The following is an 18,858-nucleotide window of genomic DNA, read 5'->3' on the forward strand; positions in this document are numbered from 1 at the left end:
CGCCGGGCGGAAGCCGCCCGTCCAGCCCCGGCACGTGTGCGTCAGGGCCGCGCCTCGAACACCAGGTTGAACGGCGTGTGCGTCGCGCGGCGGAAGCGCTGGAAGCCGGCGCCGGTGACGACGGCACGCATGCGCGCCTCGCCGGCCTGCGCGCCGAGGGCCAGGCCGACTTCCTGCGCGAGCGAGCAGGGCGTGCAGATCATCGTCGAGCCGGCGTAGTAGGCGCGGCCCACCGGGTTGAGGTTTTCCTCGACGCGGTCACCGGCGTAGGGCTCGACGATCATCCAGGCGCCGTCCGGCGCCAGCGTGCCCAGCACGTGGCGCGAGGCGCCCACCGGGTCGCCCATGTCGTGCAGGGCGTCGAAGATCGTCACCAGGTCGTAGTCGCGGCCGGGGTAGTCCTTGGCGCTGGCGACTTCGAAACGGCAGCGGTCTGCGACCCCCGCCTGCCGCGCGCGTTCCGTCGCCGCGGCGACCGACTCGGCGTGGTAGTCGAAGCCGATGAACTCCGACGCCGGGTAGGCCTGCGCCATCAGGATCGTCGAGGCGCCGTGGCCGCAGCCGATGTCGGCCACGCGGGCGCCGGCGTGCAGCCGGGCCTCCACGCCGTCGAGCGCCGGGATCCACTGGCTCGTGAGGCTGTCGATGTACGACGAGCGGAAGAAGCGTTCCACGCCGTGGAACAGTTCGTGGTCGTGCTCGTGCCAGCCGATGCCTTCGCCGGTGCGGAAGGCGTTTTCCAGGCGCTGCCCGATGCGCCCGGCCGCCAGCGCGGTCTGGAAGGCGCCGACGATGAAGGCCGGGCTGTCCTCGTCGGCGAACACCAGCGCCTGCTCCGGCGTCAGCGCGTAACGGCCGCTGTCCGCCAGGTAGTGCACGTAGCCGGAGGCCGCCTGCGCATTGAGCCATTCGCGCACGTAGCGCTCGTGGGTGTCGGTGTGCGTCGCGAGTTCGGCCGAGGTCAGCGGGCCGTGCTGCGCCAGCGCGCGGTACAGCCCCAGCCGGTCGCCCAGCAGCACGAGCGGGGCGATCGAGACCGCGCCGAAGTCGACGATGGTGCGGCCGAGCAACTGGTTGAGCTTGTTCTCGTCGATGGTGTTCATGGAGAGGCTCCGGTGAGGGTTGCGGGAGCCCCCATTCTGTTCAGGCGCGTGCCCCCGCACTTTGCCGGCCGGCCGCCGTATTTGCTCCGGCGGCCGGTTCGTCACCGCGGCCTGATCGACAGGCCGAAACGCTTGACCGGGCGGCCGGCCGGCAAAATCCTTGTCGGCATGGATGCCCTCTCCGAACTGCTGCGGACCGTGCGGCTCAGCGGCGCGATGTTCTTCAACGCCCGGTGCTCGGCGCCGTGGTGCGTGCGCTCGCCGCCGGCGCATCGCCTGGGTCACTACGTGGCGCCGAACGCCAGCCACGTCATCGAGTTCCATTTCATCGCGCAGGGGCGCGGCTACGTGCGCGTGGGCGGCGAGACCACGCCGCTGGTGGCCGGGGACATCGCCATGCTGCCGCACGGTGATGCGCACTACATGGGCAACGGCCTGGGCGGCGAGACGATCGACGGCGAAAGCTCGATGGCCGCGCTGCTCAGCGGCGACGTGAAGCTGTCGCACATCGGCAGCGGCGACGGGGAGGAAACGCGGCTGATCTGCGGCTACCTCGCGTGCGAGGGGCGCCTGATCCAGCCGCTGATCGCCGGCCTGCCGCGCGTGGTGCGGGTGAACGTGCGCCAGGACCCGTACGGGCGCGTGCTGGAGGAGATGATCCGCCACGCCGTCGGGCAGCTCGCCGAAGGCCGGCCGGGCAGCCAGACCGTCGGCGCGCGACTCGCCGAAGTGCTGTTCGTGGAAAGCCTGCGCCGCTACCTGCTGCAACTGCCGCCCGGCAACGCCGGCTGGCTCGCGGGCGCGGCGGACCCCGCCATCGGCCGCGCGCTCACCGCCCTGCACCGGCGCCCCGCGCACCCCTGGACGCTCGACGCACTCGCCAGGGAAGCCGGCCTGTCCCGCTCCAGCCTCGCCGAACGCTTCGCACGCCATTTCGGGCAGGGCCCGATGGGCTACCTCGCCGACTGGCGCCTGGAACTCGCCGCCGACGCGCTGCGCACCACGAGCCGCAGCGTGCTGCAGATCGCCGCCGAGGTCGGCTACGACTCCGAAGCCGCCTTCAACCGCGCCTTCAAACGCCGCTTCGCCCTCCCGCCCGCGCGCTATCGGCGCAGTTCGCGCGAGGGGGTGGTATCCGTCAGTGAAGCTCCGGCTGATGCTTGAGGCGCAAATTTATTCTGTAGTGTTTTAGAACGTGTTCACGATCTTCTGAGGAGGAGGACCAGGAACGCACAGATGGAGGAACTGCAGGCTGGCGTTGTATTTGATACACGGGTGTCAGACGACAAAATGCCCACACTGCGCCACACAGTAGCGTGAACGAACCTTTTCAGAAGCCGACATGGAACTAACCGCCGTACTGACGCCCGCTGAAGAAGGCGGTTACATCGCGCTCAACCCGGAAACGGGAACGACCACACAGGGTGAAACGGTGGAGGAGGCCGTCGCCAACCTGCGGGAAGCCACGGCGCTCTACATTGCCGAGTTTCCGCTTTCCGTTCACGGTCATCCTGTGGTGACGATCTTTTCGATTTATGAGGATGCCTAAAATGCACTGAAAGTCGGCGCATTGGCTGGCTTTCTGCTGCAGGCCGCAGTTTCTACTGACGATGGTGTTGCGGCATAAACCGAGCATCCGATGTGCTTCGGCTCACGCCCGGGCGGAGGATTCGTAGCGCTCGACCAGGACGGTGGTCATCACCTGGGCCAGTTCGGCGATCGGGCCTGCGGTTTCCCAGGAGTAGAGGGAAACGACCATGGCCGGTCCGGGTCCGTAAGCCGCCGGGCGGACCTTGAAATTCCCGGTGATGCCCGTCGGCACCAGGGAGATGCCCATGCCGGCCTCCACCGCGGTGAGCACGCTCGTCAGGCTGGTGGCGGTGAAGGCGATGTACCAGTGCCGGCGCTCGCGTTCGATGCGCTCGAACATGTCTTCGCGATAGAGCCCGCCCGGCGGGAAGGCGACCAGCGGGATCGGGTCCGGCCATTGCACCGGGGCGTCGAGGCTTTCGAACCATCCGATGGCTTCGGGGAAGGACGCCCGGTGGTCGGCGCTCGCGGTCGGCTCCTTGACGACCACGATGTCGAATTCACCGGCGCGGAAGCGCCTGGTGAGATCGCGGCTGAGGCCCGTCGTCACGTCGAGGCGCACTTCGCGATGCTGTTCGGAGAAGCGCGCGAACGTCCTGGCCATCCTCGCGGTGACGATGTCATCCGCTACGCCGATGCGGATGGAGCTCGTGCCGGCGGGGTCGGAGAGCAGGGTCTGTGCTTCCTGCTGGAGTGCCAGGATGCGGCGTGCATAGCCCAGCAGCCGTTCGCCGGACGCCGTGGGCTGCACCGGGCGGGCGGCCCGGTCGATGAGCTCCCGCCCCACCGCCTGTTCGAGCCGGCCGAGCTGCTGGCTGATGGTCGATTGCGTCATGTGCAGGCGCTCCGCCGCCAGCGTGAAGCTGCCGGCATCGGCAATGGTGACGAAAGCGCGGAGGAGGCGGGGATCCAGCATGGTGCCATCAAGATCGTGAATGGGATTGGCTTATACATGCCGACTGGTAATGGCGCAATGCGCATCCATTGCCGGTTGGGACCCTGGAATACCGCTTTCACGGCGATCGGGCCGTCGCGCGGTGATATGGCGCGACCCGGTTCGACATTGCGAAATCCCCTCGATCGGGTCCCGCCAATGCGTGATTTGACGGTCGCCGTTCGTAATGCGCGGGTTTTGTGCGGCAGGCGCGTGCCCGCAGCGTTGGTGTTAAAAAATCAGCATCTGAAAGCTTAATCGGATTTATCCAAACATTTAATTTCTGAATGGCTTGGCCTTCGGCTAAAGTTCTTCCCGCTCCCGCGGGGCACCTGAAACGGGCATTCGACGAAACCTGCGCAATCGCTGCGATCAGGCCGGACGCGCGCCGCCTGAAGGCGGCCTCGTGGTATCGCCGAAAGCCGATCGAACTCGACGCTTGAGAGGTGAACCGTGCGGAAGGCTTTTTCCGTCATTGCCGGCATCCTGCTGGTGGCCGCTGTCCCGCCCGGGCTTGCGGCGGGACCGTCCGTGAACGAAAGCGGGCTGCATGCCGCGGCCGCCCGTAACGACGCCGCCGCCATTCGCGATCTCCTGTCGGCGGGGGCCGACATCGATGCCCGGGACGGGCGGGGGCGCACGGCGCTGCTGGTCGCGACCCACGGCAACCGGATCGATGCGGCACAGGCCCTGATCGAGGCGGGCGCCGACGTCAATGCCCGGGACGACATCCACGACAGCCCGTACCTCTATGCGGGCGCGCGCGGTCACCTCGAAATCCTCACGATGACGCTCGCCCATGGCGCCGATCTCAAGAGCATCAACCGCTTCGGCGGAACGGCGTTGATCCCCGCGTCGGAACGCGGTCACGTCGAAACCGTGCGCACGCTGATCGAGGCGGGCGTGGACGTCGATCACGTCAACGACCTTGGTTGGACGGCACTCCTCGAGGCCATCATCCTCGGGGATGGTGGTTCCCGGCACCAGCGGATCGTCGATCTGCTGCTGGCGGCGAAGGCGAACGTCGATCTGGCGGATCGCGAAGGCGTCACGCCACTTCAGCATGCGCGCAACCGCGGCTACGAGGCGATCGAAAAGCGCCTCGTCGCGGCCGGCGCCCGCTAGCGCCATGGCACGTACGGGACATGGCGCGGCGGCGAGCCCGCTGCTGCTGGCGGTCGTCGTGATCGTCGGCCTCAACCTGCGGCCGTTCCTGACCGGGGTCGGCCCGCTGGCCGCCAGCGTGAGCGCGGAAACCGGGCTCGGCCTGCAGGGCATGGCGCTGCTGACGCTGGTGCCGATGCTGCTGATGGGCTGCGGCGCCTTCGCGGGCCCGTCGCTGCAGCGGGGCATCGGCGCGCGGCGCGCGGTCGTCGGCGCGCTGGCGGTGCTCGCGCTCGGCTCCTCGCTGCGCCTGTTCGCGTCGGCCGGGTGGATGCTGGTGGGTACGGCGGTGCTGCTCGGCCTCGGGGTCGCGATCGTGCAGGCCGTGTTCCCCGGCATCATCAAGCGCCAGTTCCCGCAGCACGTGGCACTGGTGATGGGGCTCTATTCGTCGATGCTGATGGGCGGCGGCGCGGTGGGTGCGCAGCTCGCGCCGCTCGTTGCCAACGCGTCGGGAAGCTGGCGCATCGGCCTGGCGTGGCTGGCGCTGCCGGCGCTCGTCGCGGCCCTGATGGCCGCGTGCTGCCTGCCTCGGGATGAGGTCCGCGCCGGCGGCAGGGGACCGACCCTCGCGTTCCTGAAGCGCCCGCGCACCTGGCTGCTGATGGCGTGCTTCGGCCTCGTCAACGGCGGCTACTCGTCGGCGGTGGCGTGGCTGTCGCCGTCCTACCAGGCGCACGGGTGGACGAGCGCCGCCAGCGGCGGCCTGCTGGCGGTGATGGCGATGAGCCAGGCGCTGTCGGCCTTGCTGCTGCCGGTGCTGGCGAACAAGGGGACGGATCGACGCCCCTGGCTGTGGCTCACGCTGGCGATGCAGGCGAGCGGCTTTTCCGGGCTCGCCTTCTGGCCGGACGCGGCGCCGCTCCTGTGGGCCGTCGTGGTCGGCGCCGGGCTCGGCGGCTGCTTCGCGCTGTCGATGGTCGTCGCGCTCGACCACCTGCCCGATCCCGCGCAGGCCGGCGCGCTGTCGGCGCTGATGCAGGGCGGGGGCTTCCTGATCGCGGCCATTCCGCCGTGGATCGTGGCGCTGCTCCACGACCGCACCGGTGGCTTCGTCGCGGGCTGGATGCTGCACCTGTGCTGCATCACCGTGGTGGCGGTGCTGATGGTCCGCCTGGCGCCGGCCGGTTATGCGCGCGCGATGGGCGTGGGCGGGGCGGACGCCGCTCATGGGCCCGCCGCCGCGACGCCCTCGCCCCTGCCGGCACTCTGCGATCGGGCCTGAGCGGGCGGCACGGCGGGTGCCGCGGGGGTTGGCGGCGGCATCCCCCTCAGGCGTCCGTGCGCCGCCCGCGGTCCCGTCGGGTCAGCCTCTCCGGAGCCCGCCGCTGCCGCGCCCGCCGGGCGTTGGCGTGAGCGCGTTCCCGTCGCTTCCGTCCCCGGGAACGCCTGCACCCACCCGTGCGGCTCGCCCGGTCCCGGCTCAGCCGCTGTTCCTGAGCCCCGCCGCGATGCCGTTGATCGAGATGTGGATGCCGCGGCGGATGCGTTCGTCCTGGTGGCCTTCGCGGTAGCGGTGGAGCATTTCCACCTGCACGTGGTTGAGCGGGTCGAGGTAGGGGAAGCGGTTGCGGATGGAGCGCTTCAGCAGCGGGTTGGCGTCCAGCAGTTCGGCCTGGCCGGTGATCCGCAGCAGCGCGGCGACGGTGGCGCCGTGCTCGGCGCGGATGCGCCCGAAGATGGCCTCGCGCAGCGCGGCGTCCTTCACCAGCGCGGCGTAGCGGCTGGCGATGGCGATGTCGCTCTTGGCCAGCACCATGTCCATGTTCGAAAGCTGCGTGGCGAAGAACGGCCACTCGCGGTGCATCTGCTGCAGCAGCGCCATGCCGGCCTCCTCGCCGCGCTCGGCGAGGAAGGCCGCGACCGCGGCGCCGAAGCCGAACCAGCCGGGCAGCATCAGCCGGCACTGCGCCCACGAGAACACCCAGGGGATCGCGCGCAGGTCCTCGATGGCGGTGCTCTTCTTGCGCGAGGCCGGGCGCGAGCCGATGTTGAGCTGGGCGATCTCGGCGATCACCGTGGATTCCCAGAAGTACTGCTCGAAGCCCGGGGTTTCGTAGACCAGCGCGCGGTAGGCGCGGAAGGCGTGGTCCGACAGCGCCTGCATCGCGTCGATGAACGCCGCCCGCGGTGCCGCGGCCTCGCCGGCGAGCAGCGTCGCCTCCAGCGTGGCCGCCACCAGCACCTCGAGGTTGCGCCGGCCGACCTCCGGGTTGGCGTACTTGGCGGCGATCACCTCACCCTGTTCGGTCAGGCGGATCTGCCCCTGCACCGCGCCGCCCGGCTGGGCGAGGATCGCCTGGTAGCTCGGCCCGCCGCCGCGGCCGACGCTGCCGCCGCGGCCGTGGAACAGCCGCAGCCTGAGGCCGTGGGCGCGGAACACGCGGACCAGCTCGATCTCGGCCTTGTAGAGTTCCCAGCCCGAGGTGAGGAAGCCGCCGTCCTTGTTGGAGTCGGAGTAGCCGAGCATCACCTCCTGGGTGTGGCGGCGCGAGGCCAGCAGCCGCGCGTAGGGCTCGAGCGAGAACAGCCGCTCCATCGTCGCCGGCGCCGCCTGCAGGTCGCCGATGGTCTCGAACAGCGGGACGATGTGGGCATCGAGCGCCTGCTCCAGCGGCCGCAGGATGCCGGCCTCCTTCAGCAGCACCGCGAGTTCCAGCATGTCCGAGACGCCGTCGGTCTTGGAGATGATGAAGTGCGGCAGCGCGGCGCTGCCGAAGCGGCGGTGGGCGCGGCGGGCGGCGTGGAAGATCGCGAGCTCGCCGGCGGTCTCGTCGGAGTACGGCACGAACGGCGAGGCGAGCGGGCGCGCGGTCGACAGCTCCTCCAGGAGCAGCGCGATGCGCCCCTCCTCGTCGAGCGCGGTGTAGGCGGTGCCGGGGCGGGCGGCTTCGAGCAGCTCCGCCACCACGCGCTCGAACACGTCGGAGTTCTGGCGCAGGTCGATCGGCGCGAGGTGGAAGCCGAAGGTCTTCACCGCGCGGCGCAGCCGCCGCAGCCGGCCGCGGGCCAGCGCCGCCGAGCCGTTGGTCAGCAGCGAGCGGTGGATCACCTCGAGGTCGTCCGCCAGCGCCTCGGCGTCGGGGTAGGGCGCGGCCGCCTGCAGGCCGGCGCCGACCGGGTCGCGGCCGAGCAGCGCGCGGTAGGTGGCGGCGAGGCGCGCATGCACGCCGGACAGCGCCTGCCGGTAGGGCTCGTCGCTGCGGTGGGGGGAGACATCTTGCGCCTGCACCGCCAGCGCGAGCAGCGCCTCGGAGGCCGACACGTGCATCTGCGACAGCGACAGCTGCGAGGCCAGCGTGTGCACCTCGGCGAGGTAGAACTCCAGCGCCACGGTGGCCTGGCGCGCCAGGGCCTCCTCCAGCACCTCGGCGGTGACGAAGGGGTTGCCGTCACGGTCGCCGCCGATCCAGCTGCCCACCTTCAGGAAGCTCGGCAGCTCCAGCGCGCCCCAGGCACCGTCCTGCGCGGCGAGGCTGTCCTCGATGTTGGCGTAGAGGTGCGGCAGCTCGCGCAGGAAGGTGTAGTCGAAGTACGACAGGCCGTTGTTGACCTCGTCGAGCACCGAGAGCTTGGTGATGCGCAGCATCCGCGTCTGCCACAGCGTCAGCACCGCGCGGCGCAGCGCCTCCTCGTTGGCCGCGGCCTCCTCGGGGGTGAGCGCCATGCGGTCGCGCTGGTCGAGCAGCTGCGCGATCACCAGCTGGCAGTTGAGGATGCTCTTGCGGTGCACCTCGGTGGGGTGGGCGGTGAGCACCGGCGAGATCAGCGCGTCCTCGAAGAAGGCGGCGAGATCGCCCGCCTGCAGCCCGGCGGCGAGGACCGCCTGCAGCGCGTGGGCGAGGCTGCCTTCCTTGGGGCTGGAGCCGGCCAGCAGGTGGGCGCGCGAGCGGCGGATGTGGTGCTGGTCCTCGGCGATGTTGGCGAGGATCGAGAAGTAGCTGAAGGCCCGCGCGACGGCGTTGGTCTGGTCGCGCGACAGGGCGTCGAGGGTGGCTTCGAGCTCGCGGCGGGCGGCGAGGTCGTCGTCGCGGCGAAAGCGCACCGAGTGCTGGCGGATGCGCTCCACCACCTCGAAGGTGGCGTCGCCCAACTGGTCACGCACGGTGTCGCCGAGCATCCGGCCGAGCAGGCGGATGTCTTCGCGAAGAGGCAGGTCTTTGTCGGTCACGCCCGGGTCTCCAGGAAAGGGGCGCCGGCCCGTGCCGGCGGTGGCGGTATGTAAACCGGTAGCCCAAGGTAGTGGAAGGGGCGGGCGCATGCCGCTAGCGGCGGCAGGTTTCGTGCGGGCGGACCGCGTCCTCGGTCCGGGCCTCGTCGCGGGCGGCGATGCGCATGCCGAGGCGCAGCGCCGCGGCGACGTTGCGCGCGGCGCTGCGCAGGTTGACGGCGGCATCGCGCAGCGCCTCGTCGACCGTGCAGGGGCGGCGCACCGCGGCGAACACCGCGTCGATGCCGTGCGCGTGGACCGCGGCCGAGTCGAGCGTCAGCGCACCCGACAGGCCGATCACCGGCACGCCGCAGCGGGCCGCGACGCGCGCCACGCCGACCGGCGCCTTGCCGTAGAGGGTCTGGCCGTCGGTGCGGCCTTCGCCGGTGATCACCAGGTCGGCGCCGGCGACGAGGCGCTCCAGCTCGATCGCGTCGGTCACCACCTCGCAGCCCGGGCGCAGGCGGGCGTCGAGCACCGCGAGCAGCGCCGCGCCGAGCCCGCCGGCGGCACCGGTACCGGGGATATCGGCGATGTCCTTGCCGAGGTCGCGGCGGATGAGCTCGGCGAAGCGCCGCAGGCAGCGGTCGAGTTCCTCGACCATCGCCGGCGTCGCGCCCTTCTGCGGGCCGAACACGGCCGAGGCGCCGGTCGGCCCGACCAGCGGGTTGGTGACGTCGCAGGCGACGTCGATGCGGCACGCGGCGAGGCGCGGGTCGAGCCCGGTCACGTCGATGCGGGCGAGGCGCGCGAGCGCCGCGCCGCCGGGGCCGAGGTCGCACCCGTCGGCATCGAGCAGGCGCACGCCGAGCGCCTGCAGCAGGCCGGCGCCGCCGTCGTTGGTGGCGCTGCCGCCGAGGCCGATGACGAAGCGCCGGGCACCGGCATCGAGCGCGTCGCGGATCAACTGGCCGGTGCCGAACGTCGTCGTGACGCGCGGGTCGCGCGCTGCCACGGGGACGCGTTCGAGCCCGCTCGCGGCGGCCATCTCGATGACGGCGAGGCCCGTGCTCTCGGTCAGCCCGTAGGCGGCCTCGATCGCGGCCCCGGTCGGGCCGGTCACCGTGAGCGTCCGGCGCGTGCCGCCGGTCGCGTCGATCAGCGCCTGGACCGTGCCTTCGCCGCCGTCGGCGACGGGTACCTTGAGGTAATGGGCGTCGGGGAACACCTCCCTGAAGCCTGCTTCGATCGCGCGGGCGACGTCGAGCGCGCTGAGGCTTTCCTTGAATGAATCCGGTGCGATGACGATGTTCATGTGCGTCCTGTTCCAAATAAGCGGTCGGGGGAGGGCGGCCGGGGGGATCCGGCCGCCCTGCTGCGCTGCGTTCAGGCCGCGTGCCTGGCGTGTGCGTCACCGGCGGCCGGCATGTCGGCATCGTCCTCCTCGTAGAGCGCATGCAGGTCTTCCGGGTCGGACCTGCCGTCGAGCACCGCGGCGAGTCGCGCCTGGTCCGTCGCGCCCACCCAGCGGGCGATCGCCAGCGTGCCGACGGCGTTGCCGATGGTGTTGGTGATGGCGCGGGCCTCGGACATGAAGCGGTCGACGCCGAGCAGCAGCACCATGCCGGCCACCGGGATGGTGCCGAGCGAGGCCAGGGTCGCGGCGAGAGTGATGAAGCCCGACCCGGTCACGCCGGCGGAGCCCTTCGAGGTCAGCAGCAGCACGCCGAGGACCACCGCCTGGTCGGTAAGGGTCAGCGGGGTGTTGGTCGCCTGGGCGATGAAGATCGCCGCCATCGTGTAGTAGATGCACTGGCCGTCGGGGTTGAAGGTCAGGCCCGAGGGGATGACCAGGCCGACCACCGGCTTGGAGACGCCGGCGTTCTCGAGCTTGCGCATCAGTTGCGGCACCACCGACTCCGACGAACTGGTGGCGAGCACGGTGAAGAGCTCGTCCTTGATGTAGACGAGGAACTTCCACAGGCTGAAGCCCGCGAGCCGCGAAATGGCGCCGAGCACGATCACCACGAACAGGAAGCAGGTGATGTACATCGTGCCCATCAGCTTCGCCAGCGACGCGATCGAGCCGAAGCCGTACTTGCCGACGGTGAAGGCCATCGCGCCGAAGGCCGCGATCGGGGCGAGGCGCATGACCATGCCGACCACCGCGAAGATGCCGTGCACGAAGGAGTCGAGGAAGTCGACGACCGGCCTGGCACGCGGGCCGATGTGCGACAGCGCGACGCCGAAGAAGGTGGCGAACACCAGGATCTGCAGGATGTCGTTCTTCGCCAGGGCGTCGACCACGCTGGCCGGGATCAGGTTGAGCATGAAGTCGACGAAGCCGGTCGGCTTGGCGGCGGTCGCCGTGTAGCTGGCGATCGCGTTGGTGTCGAGGTGGGTCGGGTCGATGTTCATGCCGTGGCCGGGCTGGATGACGTTGACGACGATCAGGCCGAGGACCAGCGCGAAGGTGGACAGGACCTCGAAGTAGAGCAGGGCGCGGATGCCGACGCGGCCCAGCTCCTTCATGTTTTCCATCCGCGCGATGCCGAGCACGACGGTGGCGAAGATCACCGGCGCGAACACCATCTTGATCAGCTTGATGAAGGCGTCGCCGAGCGGCTTGAGGTCGGCCGCGAGCGTGGGCTGGAGGGCGCCCAGGAGGATGCCGGCGGCGACGCCGATCAGGACCTGGACGTAGAGCTTGCCTAAGTAACGACGCAGCATGGATGTCTCCTCAACTCGGTTGGTCAGGGACGAGCGCACCCCCGCGGCTCTCGTCGGCGCGTTTGGTGGGGGTGGCAGCGACGGACGCCGGACGCGTCCGTCGGGGAGGGCGTCCGGCGCCGCGGGGGCGGCGCCGGAGGGGGCGTCAGGCGGCGGCCCGCTCGCGGTCCGCGGCGATGAAGTCGCAGACCGCGCGGGTGACCTCGGCCGTGGTGGCGCTGCCGCCGAGATCGCGGGTGTGCAGCGCCGGGTCGGCGGTGACGCGCTCGATGGCCCGCATCACGCGCGCGGCGGCGGCGGCCTCGCCGAGGTGTTCGAGCAGCATCATGACCGACCAGAAGGTGCCGACCGGGTTGGCCAGGCCCTGGCCCATGATGTCGAAGGCCGAGCCGTGGATCGGCTCGAACATCGACGGATAGCGGCGTTCCGGATCGATGTTGCCGGTGGGGGCGATGCCGAGGCTGCCCGCCAGCGCGGCGGCGAGGTCACTGAGGATGTCGGCGTGGAGGTTGGTGGCGACGATGGTGTCGAGCGTGGCCGGCTTGTTGACCATGCGCGCGGTCATCGCGTCGACCAGTTCCTTGTCCCAGGTGACGTCGGGGAAGTCGCGCGCCACCTCGGCGGCGATCTGGTCCCACATCACCATCGCGTGGCGCTGGGCGTTGCTCTTCGTCACCACCGTCAGCAGCTTGCGCGGCCGACTCTGGGCCAGCTTGAAGGCGAAGCGCAGGATGCGCTCGGCGCCGACACGGGTCATCATCGACACGTCGGTCGCGGCCTCGATCGGGTGGCCCTGGTGCACGCGGCCGCCGACGCCCGAGTACTCGCCCTCGGAGTTCTCGCGGACGATGACCCAGTTCAGGTCCGCGGACCCGCAGCGTTTCAGCGGGGCGTCGATGCCGGGCAGGATGCGGGTCGGGCGCACGTTGGCGTACTGGTCGAAGCCCTGGCAGATCTTCAGCCGCAGCCCCCACAGCGTGATGTGGTCGGGGATGTCCGGGTCGCCGGCCGAGCCGAACAGGATCGCATCCTTGTCGCGCAGCGCGTTCAGGCCGTCGTCGGGCATCATCACGCCGTGCTCGCGGTAGTAATCGCCGCTCCAGTCGAAGTTCTCGAACTCGAAGCGGAACGTATTGCCCGCCGAGGCAAGCGCCTCGAGCACTTTCTGACCGGCAGGAACGACTTCCTTGCCGATGCCGTCGCCGGGGATCGTCGCGATGCGATAGGTCTTCATGATCTGTCTCCTCTCTACAGGGGGTGGCGTGTGGGGACCCGCTGTGCGGTGCGTTCGGGGCAGGTCCTGGGGCGCCAACTTACGGGGCCGACCCCCCTGCGGCGCGGGCCCGGCGTCAAACCGTCGTTAACCTGAAGTTAAAGATGAGGGCGGCATGAGCGCCGGAATCCAGCCCGCCGAGCTCGGCTTCTTCGTCGCGATCGCCGCGGGCAGCAGCTTGAGCGCGGCGGCGCGCGAGCTCGGCATCACCACGCCGGCGGTGAGCAAGCGGCTTGCCCAGATCGAGACGCGCCTCGGCGTGCCGCTGCTCAACCGCACCACCCGGCGCCTGAGCCTGACGCCCGAGGGCGAGGTGTTCCTGGAACACGCCCGCCGCATCCTCGGCGAGCTCGACGACCTGAATCAGCTGCTGAGCACGGCGAAGGGCGCGCCCAAGGGGCTCCTGCGCGTCAACGCGACGCTGGGCTTCGGCCGCCTGCACGTGGCGCCGGTGATCTCCCGCTACGTCGCCCAGTACCCGGAAGTGGACGTGCAGTTGCAGTTGTCGGTCAGCCCGCCGCCGGTGACCGAGGACCTGTTCGACGTGTGCGTGCGCTTCGGCGAGCCGGCGGAGGGGCGGGTCATCGCGCGGCGCCTGGCGCCGAACCGCCGGCTGCTGTGCGCCGCGCCGCGCTACCTCGCGGCACGCGGCGCACCGGCGGCGCCGGACGACCTGCGGCGCCACAACTGCATCGCGATCCGCCAGGGCGACGACGCCTACGGCACCTGGCGGCTGACGGCGGAGCGCGGCGCTGCCGGCGAGGAGGAGGTGGTGAAGGTGCGCGGCAACCTGACGACCAACGACGGCGAGATCGCCGTCACCTGGGCGCTCGACGGCCACGGCATTCTGCTGCGCGCCGAGTGGGACATCGCCCGCTACCTGAAGAGCGGCCGCCTGGTGCGCGTGCTGCCCCAGTACCGTTCGCCGGACGCCGACATCTACGCGGTGTATCCGCAGCGCCACCAGTTGTCGGTGCGCGTGCGCACCTTCGTCGACTTCCTCGGCCAGGCCTTCCAGAGCTTCGCGTCCGGCATCGACTGACGCCGCCGTGGCCCGGCGCGCGCCTTCGCGGGGTTACGGCGCGCGGTCTTCCCAGTCGACCCAGTCCACGGCATGGGCCGCGCAGTAGGCGCCCACCGCCTCGCCGATGGTGGCGAAGAAGGGCCGCTCGCCGAAGCGTGCGAACAGCCCGAAGCGCTTCAGCTTGTCCTTGACCGGGTCCTTCATCTCGGCGAAGTGCAGTGCGATGCCGGCGGCCTGCAGCGCGTCGTCGAGTTCGCAGACCACGTCGGCGGCGGTGACGTCGATGCTGGTGACCGGCTCGGCGGTGACCACGACCCAGCGCACCGGCGGTGGCGAGTTCGCCACCGCGTCCAGCACGCGCGCGTGGAACAGTTCGGCGTTGGCGAAGAACAGCGGCGCATCCCAGCGGAACAGCACCAGCCCCGAGACCCGCCGCGCGCCCGGGTAGCGGCTGATGTCGTGGTAGCCCTTGACGCGATCGACGCGCCCGAGCACCGCCGAGTGCGGGCGCCAGCCGTCCCACAGGAACTCGATCACCGCGATGACCACGGCGAGCGCGATGCCGGGAATCGCGCCGAACGCGACCACGCCGGCGAAGCAGGCCATCGACAGCCAGAACTCCCAGCGCTGGATGCGGTGGATGCGGCGCAGGTCCGCCACCTCGATCAGGCCGATCGCCGAGGCGATGACCACGGCCGCGAGCGCGGTCTGCGGCAGGTGTTCGAGCAGCGTGGGCGCGAACACCAGGAGCAGCGCGATGGCGAGCGCGCCGACGACCCCGGTCAGCTGGCTGCGGGCGCCCGCCGCCTCGGCCACCGGGGTGCGCGACGAACTGCTGCTGATCGGGAAGCCCTGGAAGAACGCCGCCGCGAGGTTGGCGGCGCCGAGGCCGACCATCTCCTGGTTCGGGTCGACCGGCGTGCGCAGCCGCGCCGCGTAGGTCCGCGACAGCACGCTGGTGTCGGCGAACGACACCAGCGCGACCGCCACGCCGCCACTGACGATCGGCACCAGGTCATCGAAGCGCACCCACGGCAGGCTCGGCGCCGGCAGGCCCTGCGGCAGGGCGCCGAGCACCGCCACCCCGGCGCGGCCGGCGAGCCCGAAGAGCTCGACCGCGAGCGTGGCGGCGACCACCGCGATCAGGATGCCCGGCACGCGCGGCCAGCGCTTCAGCAGCAGGATCAGCGCGAGCGTGCCGGCGCCGATCGCGAACGCGGTGGGGTTGACGGCTCCGGCGAGCACCTGCTCGACCGTGCCCCACGCCAGGCGCAGCGGCCCGTCGGCGGCGACCGAGAAGCCGAGGAGCTTCGGGATCTGGCTCAGCAGCACCGTCAGCGCGATGCCGTTCATGTAGCCGTAGCGGATCGGCTTCGACAGCAGTTCGGTGATGAAGCCGAGGCGCGCGAGGCCCGCGGCGATGCACACCAGGCCGGAGACCGCGGCCATCAGCCCGGCCAGCGCCACCGCGCGCTGCGGGTCGCCCGCCGACAGCGGCAGCACCACGGTGAGGATCACCGCGGCGAGCGCCGAGTCCGGCCCCAGCACGAGGATGCGGCTCGGGCCGAACAGCGCGTAGGCGAGCAGCGGCACGATGGTCGCGTAGAGGCCGTTGATGCCCGGCAGGCCCGAGGCCTCGGCGTAGGCGATGCCGACCGGCACGAGCATCGTCGTCATCACCAGCCCGGCGACGAGGTCGTGCCGCAGCCACGCCGCCGGGTAGCTCCGCAGCGTGGCGAGGCCGGGCAGCCAGCGCATCCAGCCGCCGTGATCCATCGCGCGTGCGGGGCGGACGACGCGGCCGGGTTCGGGGGCGGATGCAGTCATGGAGGTGCGAACCGAAAGCGTCAGGGTGGGGGCGTGCCTGCGAAACGCGACATGGCATCGGCGTCGCAGGCGGCGTGGAGCCGCTCGTTCATGCCTGGGAGGACGGGTCGGCGGACCGGCGCTCGCGCAGGTACTCGTCGAGGCTCTTCGCGAGCGACACGAAATCCGACGGGATCATCAGCACCGTGGTGCTGTTATTTTCCGCGCCGACCTCGGTCAGCATCTGCATCCGCCGCAACTCGACCGCCACCGGGTTGTTCGCCATCTGCTGGGCCGCGTCCGCGAGCTTTCTGGAGGCTTCCAGTTCCGCGTCCGCCTTGATGATGCGGGCGCGCTTCTCGCGAATCGCCTGTGCCTGCATCGCCATCACCTCCTGCATGGCTTCGGGCAGTTCCACGTCCTTCATCTCGAAACGCTCGATCTCGACCCCCCACGCGCCCGTCGCGCCGGCGATGTTCTGGCGCAGCAGGCCGTTGATCTTGTCGCGTTCCTGCAGGACCTCGTCGAGATCGTGCTGGCCGATGGAGTTGCGCAGGCTGGTCAGCGCCAGCTGGTAGACGGCCGCGGGCATGTCGGCGACGGCAATGACCGATTTGGCGGCATCGGTGATCCGGTACCACAGCACGGCGTTGAGCTTTACCGTGACGCTGTCGCGCGTGATGGTTTCCTGCTGCTCGGCGGAAACCGTCTGCGTGCGGATGTCGATCGTCACCGCGCGGTCGATCCCCAGCGGAATGATCCAGTACAGGCCCGGTCCGCGCAGGCCGACATAGCGGCCGAGGCGAAATACGACGCCGCGCTGGTACTCCTGGGCGATGCGCAGCCCCGATAGCAGGACTGCGACGACGACGATGGCGGCGATGATGTCCTGCGGCGCCAGGGCTTGCAGTGCCATGGGCGGCGGCGCTCAGGGCTTCCAGATGCTCAGCGCGCGCAGCGTCGCGTCGCGGCGCTCCGCCAGGCCGAGCTTGGCCGGGCCGTTGATCTTTTCCGTGATGCCTTCGACGTCGCCGGCGTCGGCGAGCGGCGAGCAGCCGCGGGCGTCCCAGAAGGCGAAGGCGACAGCGGCGGCGGAGCGGGGGTCGCGGGCGAGCTCCGGGTTGCCTTCGAGATCGAGGCGCACGATCTTGCCGATGTCGCGGTAGTTCGAGCGGCCGGTGAGCTGCTTGTAGCCCGAGCCCCGGTAGCGCCAGCCGTCCCCGCTCGCCTCGTCGCCGTTGCCGAGGCGGTTGGCGTAGACGCGGTTGGCGATCGCCTCCTCGCCGCGCTGGATCAGCGCCTTGGCATCCGCGAGCCCCTTCACCGCCGAGAAGATCGCATCGAGGCGTGCCGGGTCCTTGTAGCGCAGGCTCTCCACCATGCTGGTGAAGCCTCCGGTCTCGACGAAGATCTGCCCGAGGAAGTGGCAGAGGCGGCGCGCCGAGTTCACCGAACTCGTCTGCCGCGCCTCCTCCAGCGCGCTGGCGTGGACGTCCGGGTCCTTGATCTTCGGGGCGAACTTGCGAAGCGTCTCGGCAGTAATCACGGTGTGGTCCTTCTGGAAAACTGTGGCGATCGGGGCGAGGCCGGCAGCGGGCGGGGTGCTCCCGGCATGTCCGCCACCGGCGTGCGGCGTCAGCGGATCGACGTAAAGGTAGCCCCGGCGCGCCGCGAAATCCGCCGCGACCGCGCGCCGGTGGGTGCGCCGCCCAGGTGCGCCGTGCCGTCACGGCACCTTCCGGCAGCGCATTTCCAGAGCTTCGACGCCCCAGGCGATCGACGCTTCGCCCTGGTGCTCCGCCGCCAACCTGCAGATTGACGCCGGCGCGCAGGTGATCACGCGCTCCATCCCGGGTTCGATCCTGAACCGGGCCCATTCGAACGTCGATTCCGCCCGCGTTCGATCGGTCACCGGCGGTCAGGCATGTCCGGCCGTGACGGGGCCGGGTGATTCATTTGTCTCGCGGCTGATTTTTCCCGCGCCGCGTCACGAAGATGAAGGCGCATGAAATCGGCCGCCTCCTCGCGTTGGTCGTTCAGCAGCAGTTCGATCAATGTCAGGTGTTCCCTGCATCGACGGGCGGAAGCCGCCCGGTCGACCGACTTCTGGTATTCCATCAGGCGGCGAAGGCGGTTCAGGCGTCGCAACGCATCCAGAATGAAGGCATTGCCGGAAAAGCCCGCGATGGTTTCATGCAGACGGCTGTTCGAGTCGAATATCTGCGCGGGCGAGACCCGCTCCAGGTGGCCGTCGAGCAGTGCCATCTGCTCCTGCCGGCAGCGCAGCAATTCCTTTTTGTCCACCTTGAACATGGGTTCGAGGATGGCGGCGGGTTCGAGCAGGATGCGGAACCGGTATCCTTGATCGTAGGCCTCTGCAGAGGTGAGCGTCGGCAGAAATGCCCAGCCGTGGCCGAGCAGCCTTTCAACCCAGCCCTCCTGCGTCATGCGCCGCAGGATGTTGTTCAACTGGGTTCGGGTCAGCCCGTACCGGCGCATGATCTCGTTCTCGGTAAAGCGCTCGGGCAGTGCGCCGGACAATCGGTCCTGGGCGATCCGGAGATAACCCGCTTCCTCCGGGTTTTCCTCCGGCAGTTGCATCAATTCCTGGCCCGCCGCCGAACCAACCACATAGCCGCCGCCATCCACCTTCTCGACGAAGGATTCGTCAGCCAGTTTCCTGAGCGCTTCCCGGATGGGGGTGCGGGACACCCGGAAGAGTTCGGCCAGAGTCCGCTCCGGCAGGCGCGTACCCGGCGCGAAGCGTTCAACGGCGATGTGTTCCTTGATGGCGGCGATCAGTTGATCGGCTGTTTGGCTGGTCATGGCAACCCTCACGGCAGGTCAAGGCTTTCGCGCTGCACGCCACATTTGTGCAGGGCGTCAATCGGAATAATTTTATCTCAAATGACCAAGAAGGCTACCCACCGAGCGAAGAGATGTGGAGCGCCCCGCGCGTCGAGGAGCCGCCGGCAGCCAAGGGTGAGTGCGCCTTGAAGGGGCGGTTCAGACCCGATACGCAGGGCGATCCAGGCTTCTTAAGCCCGCGAGGCCGTGGCAGCCCGGGATGGGCGCCCGCAAAGC

General features: G+C 70.2%; 16 protein-coding genes. 5 read left to right on the forward strand and 11 right to left on the reverse strand.

Going from position 1 to position 18,858, the window contains the following annotated elements:
* Positions 1-41: 41 nt before the first annotated feature.
* A complete protein-coding gene (locus EV699_RS12375) occupies positions 42-1,103 on the reverse strand; it encodes a class I SAM-dependent methyltransferase (protein ID WP_132543151.1) in 1,062 nt (353 codons plus the stop codon).
* 168 nt (positions 1,104-1,271) lie between these two features.
* Between EV699_RS12375 and EV699_RS12380 the strand changes: the two genes are divergently transcribed.
* Both EV699_RS12380 and EV699_RS12385 read left to right on the forward strand, forming a co-directional pair.
* Positions 1,272-2,267, forward strand: a complete 996-nt coding sequence (locus EV699_RS12380) for an AraC family transcriptional regulator (protein ID WP_132543153.1) — start codon at positions 1,272-1,274, stop codon at positions 2,265-2,267.
* 178 nt (positions 2,268-2,445) lie between these two features.
* Positions 2,446-2,652, forward strand: a complete 207-nt coding sequence (locus EV699_RS12385; RefSeq protein WP_132543155.1) for a type II toxin-antitoxin system HicB family antitoxin — start codon at positions 2,446-2,448, stop codon at positions 2,650-2,652.
* Positions 2,653-2,754: 102 nt separating this feature from the next.
* Here the strand turns inward: EV699_RS12385 and EV699_RS12390 are convergent, their stop codons facing one another.
* The gene (locus EV699_RS12390; protein WP_132543157.1) at positions 2,755-3,609 is read right to left on the reverse strand and encodes a LysR family transcriptional regulator; all 855 of its coding nucleotides are present in this window, start codon (positions 3,607-3,609) and stop codon (positions 2,755-2,757) included.
* A 507-nt stretch (positions 3,610-4,116) separates the two neighbouring features.
* Between EV699_RS12390 and EV699_RS12395 the strand changes: the two genes are divergently transcribed.
* Together EV699_RS12395 and EV699_RS12400 are read left to right on the forward strand one after the other, a co-directional pair.
* On the forward strand, positions 4,117-4,752 hold the full coding sequence (locus tag EV699_RS12395) for an ankyrin repeat domain-containing protein (RefSeq protein WP_424450034.1): 636 nt from the start codon (positions 4,117-4,119) through the stop codon (positions 4,750-4,752).
* 4 nt (positions 4,753-4,756) lie between these two features.
* Complete coding sequence (locus EV699_RS12400; protein ID WP_132543159.1) at positions 4,757-6,016, forward strand: cyanate transporter; 1,260 nt, start codon at positions 4,757-4,759, stop codon at positions 6,014-6,016.
* A gap of 198 nt (positions 6,017-6,214) precedes the next feature.
* Here the strand turns inward: EV699_RS12400 and ppc are convergent, their stop codons facing one another.
* The 4 genes from ppc to EV699_RS12420 all read right to left on the reverse strand — a co-directional run bounded on the left by ppc (position 6,215) and on the right by EV699_RS12420 (position 12,905).
* The gene (ppc, locus tag EV699_RS12405; protein WP_132543161.1) at positions 6,215-9,052 is read right to left on the reverse strand and encodes a phosphoenolpyruvate carboxylase; all 2,838 of its coding nucleotides are present in this window, start codon (positions 9,050-9,052) and stop codon (positions 6,215-6,217) included.
* 4 nt (positions 9,053-9,056) lie between these two features.
* A complete protein-coding gene (locus tag EV699_RS12410; RefSeq protein WP_132543163.1) occupies positions 9,057-10,256 on the reverse strand; it encodes a glycerate kinase in 1,200 nt (399 codons plus the stop codon).
* Positions 10,257-10,327: 71 nt separating this feature from the next.
* Positions 10,328-11,671 (reverse strand): dicarboxylate/amino acid:cation symporter, encoded by a 1,344-nt coding sequence (locus EV699_RS12415; RefSeq protein WP_132543165.1) that lies wholly within the window; start codon positions 11,669-11,671, stop codon positions 10,328-10,330.
* A gap of 145 nt (positions 11,672-11,816) precedes the next feature.
* Positions 11,817-12,905, reverse strand: coding sequence for a tartrate dehydrogenase (locus EV699_RS12420; RefSeq protein WP_132543167.1), 1,089 nt, complete (start codon positions 12,903-12,905; stop codon positions 11,817-11,819).
* Positions 12,906-13,059: 154 nt separating this feature from the next.
* On the opposite strand from EV699_RS12420, the gene EV699_RS12425 reads away from it, so the two are divergent.
* A complete protein-coding gene (locus tag EV699_RS12425; protein WP_132543169.1) occupies positions 13,060-13,986 on the forward strand; it encodes a LysR substrate-binding domain-containing protein in 927 nt (308 codons plus the stop codon).
* A 33-nt stretch (positions 13,987-14,019) separates the two neighbouring features.
* Here EV699_RS12425 and EV699_RS12430 read toward each other — a convergent pair whose 3' ends face one another.
* From EV699_RS12430 to EV699_RS12445, 5 genes are all read right to left on the reverse strand, one after another.
* Complete coding sequence (locus EV699_RS12430) at positions 14,020-15,795, reverse strand: SulP family inorganic anion transporter (RefSeq protein ID WP_132543171.1); 1,776 nt, start codon at positions 15,793-15,795, stop codon at positions 14,020-14,022.
* Positions 15,796-15,883: 88 nt separating this feature from the next.
* Positions 15,884-16,684, reverse strand: a complete 801-nt coding sequence (locus EV699_RS12435) for an SPFH domain-containing protein (protein WP_132543377.1) — start codon at positions 16,682-16,684, stop codon at positions 15,884-15,886.
* A gap of 18 nt (positions 16,685-16,702) precedes the next feature.
* Positions 16,703-17,320, reverse strand: coding sequence for a glycoside hydrolase family 19 protein (locus EV699_RS12440; protein ID WP_132543173.1), 618 nt, complete (start codon positions 17,318-17,320; stop codon positions 16,703-16,705).
* A gap of 180 nt (positions 17,321-17,500) precedes the next feature.
* Complete coding sequence (locus EV699_RS20440) at positions 17,501-17,623, reverse strand: hypothetical protein (protein WP_279389410.1); 123 nt, start codon at positions 17,621-17,623, stop codon at positions 17,501-17,503.
* A gap of 59 nt (positions 17,624-17,682) precedes the next feature.
* Positions 17,683-18,600, reverse strand: a complete 918-nt coding sequence (locus EV699_RS12445) for a GntR family transcriptional regulator (RefSeq protein ID WP_132543175.1) — start codon at positions 18,598-18,600, stop codon at positions 17,683-17,685.
* Positions 18,601-18,858 lie beyond the last annotated feature (258 nt).

Origin of the sequence: Plasticicumulans lactativorans (assembly GCF_004341245.1) — a bacterium.
Classification (GTDB): Bacteria; Pseudomonadota; Gammaproteobacteria; order Competibacterales; family Competibacteraceae; genus Plasticicumulans_A; species Plasticicumulans_A lactativorans.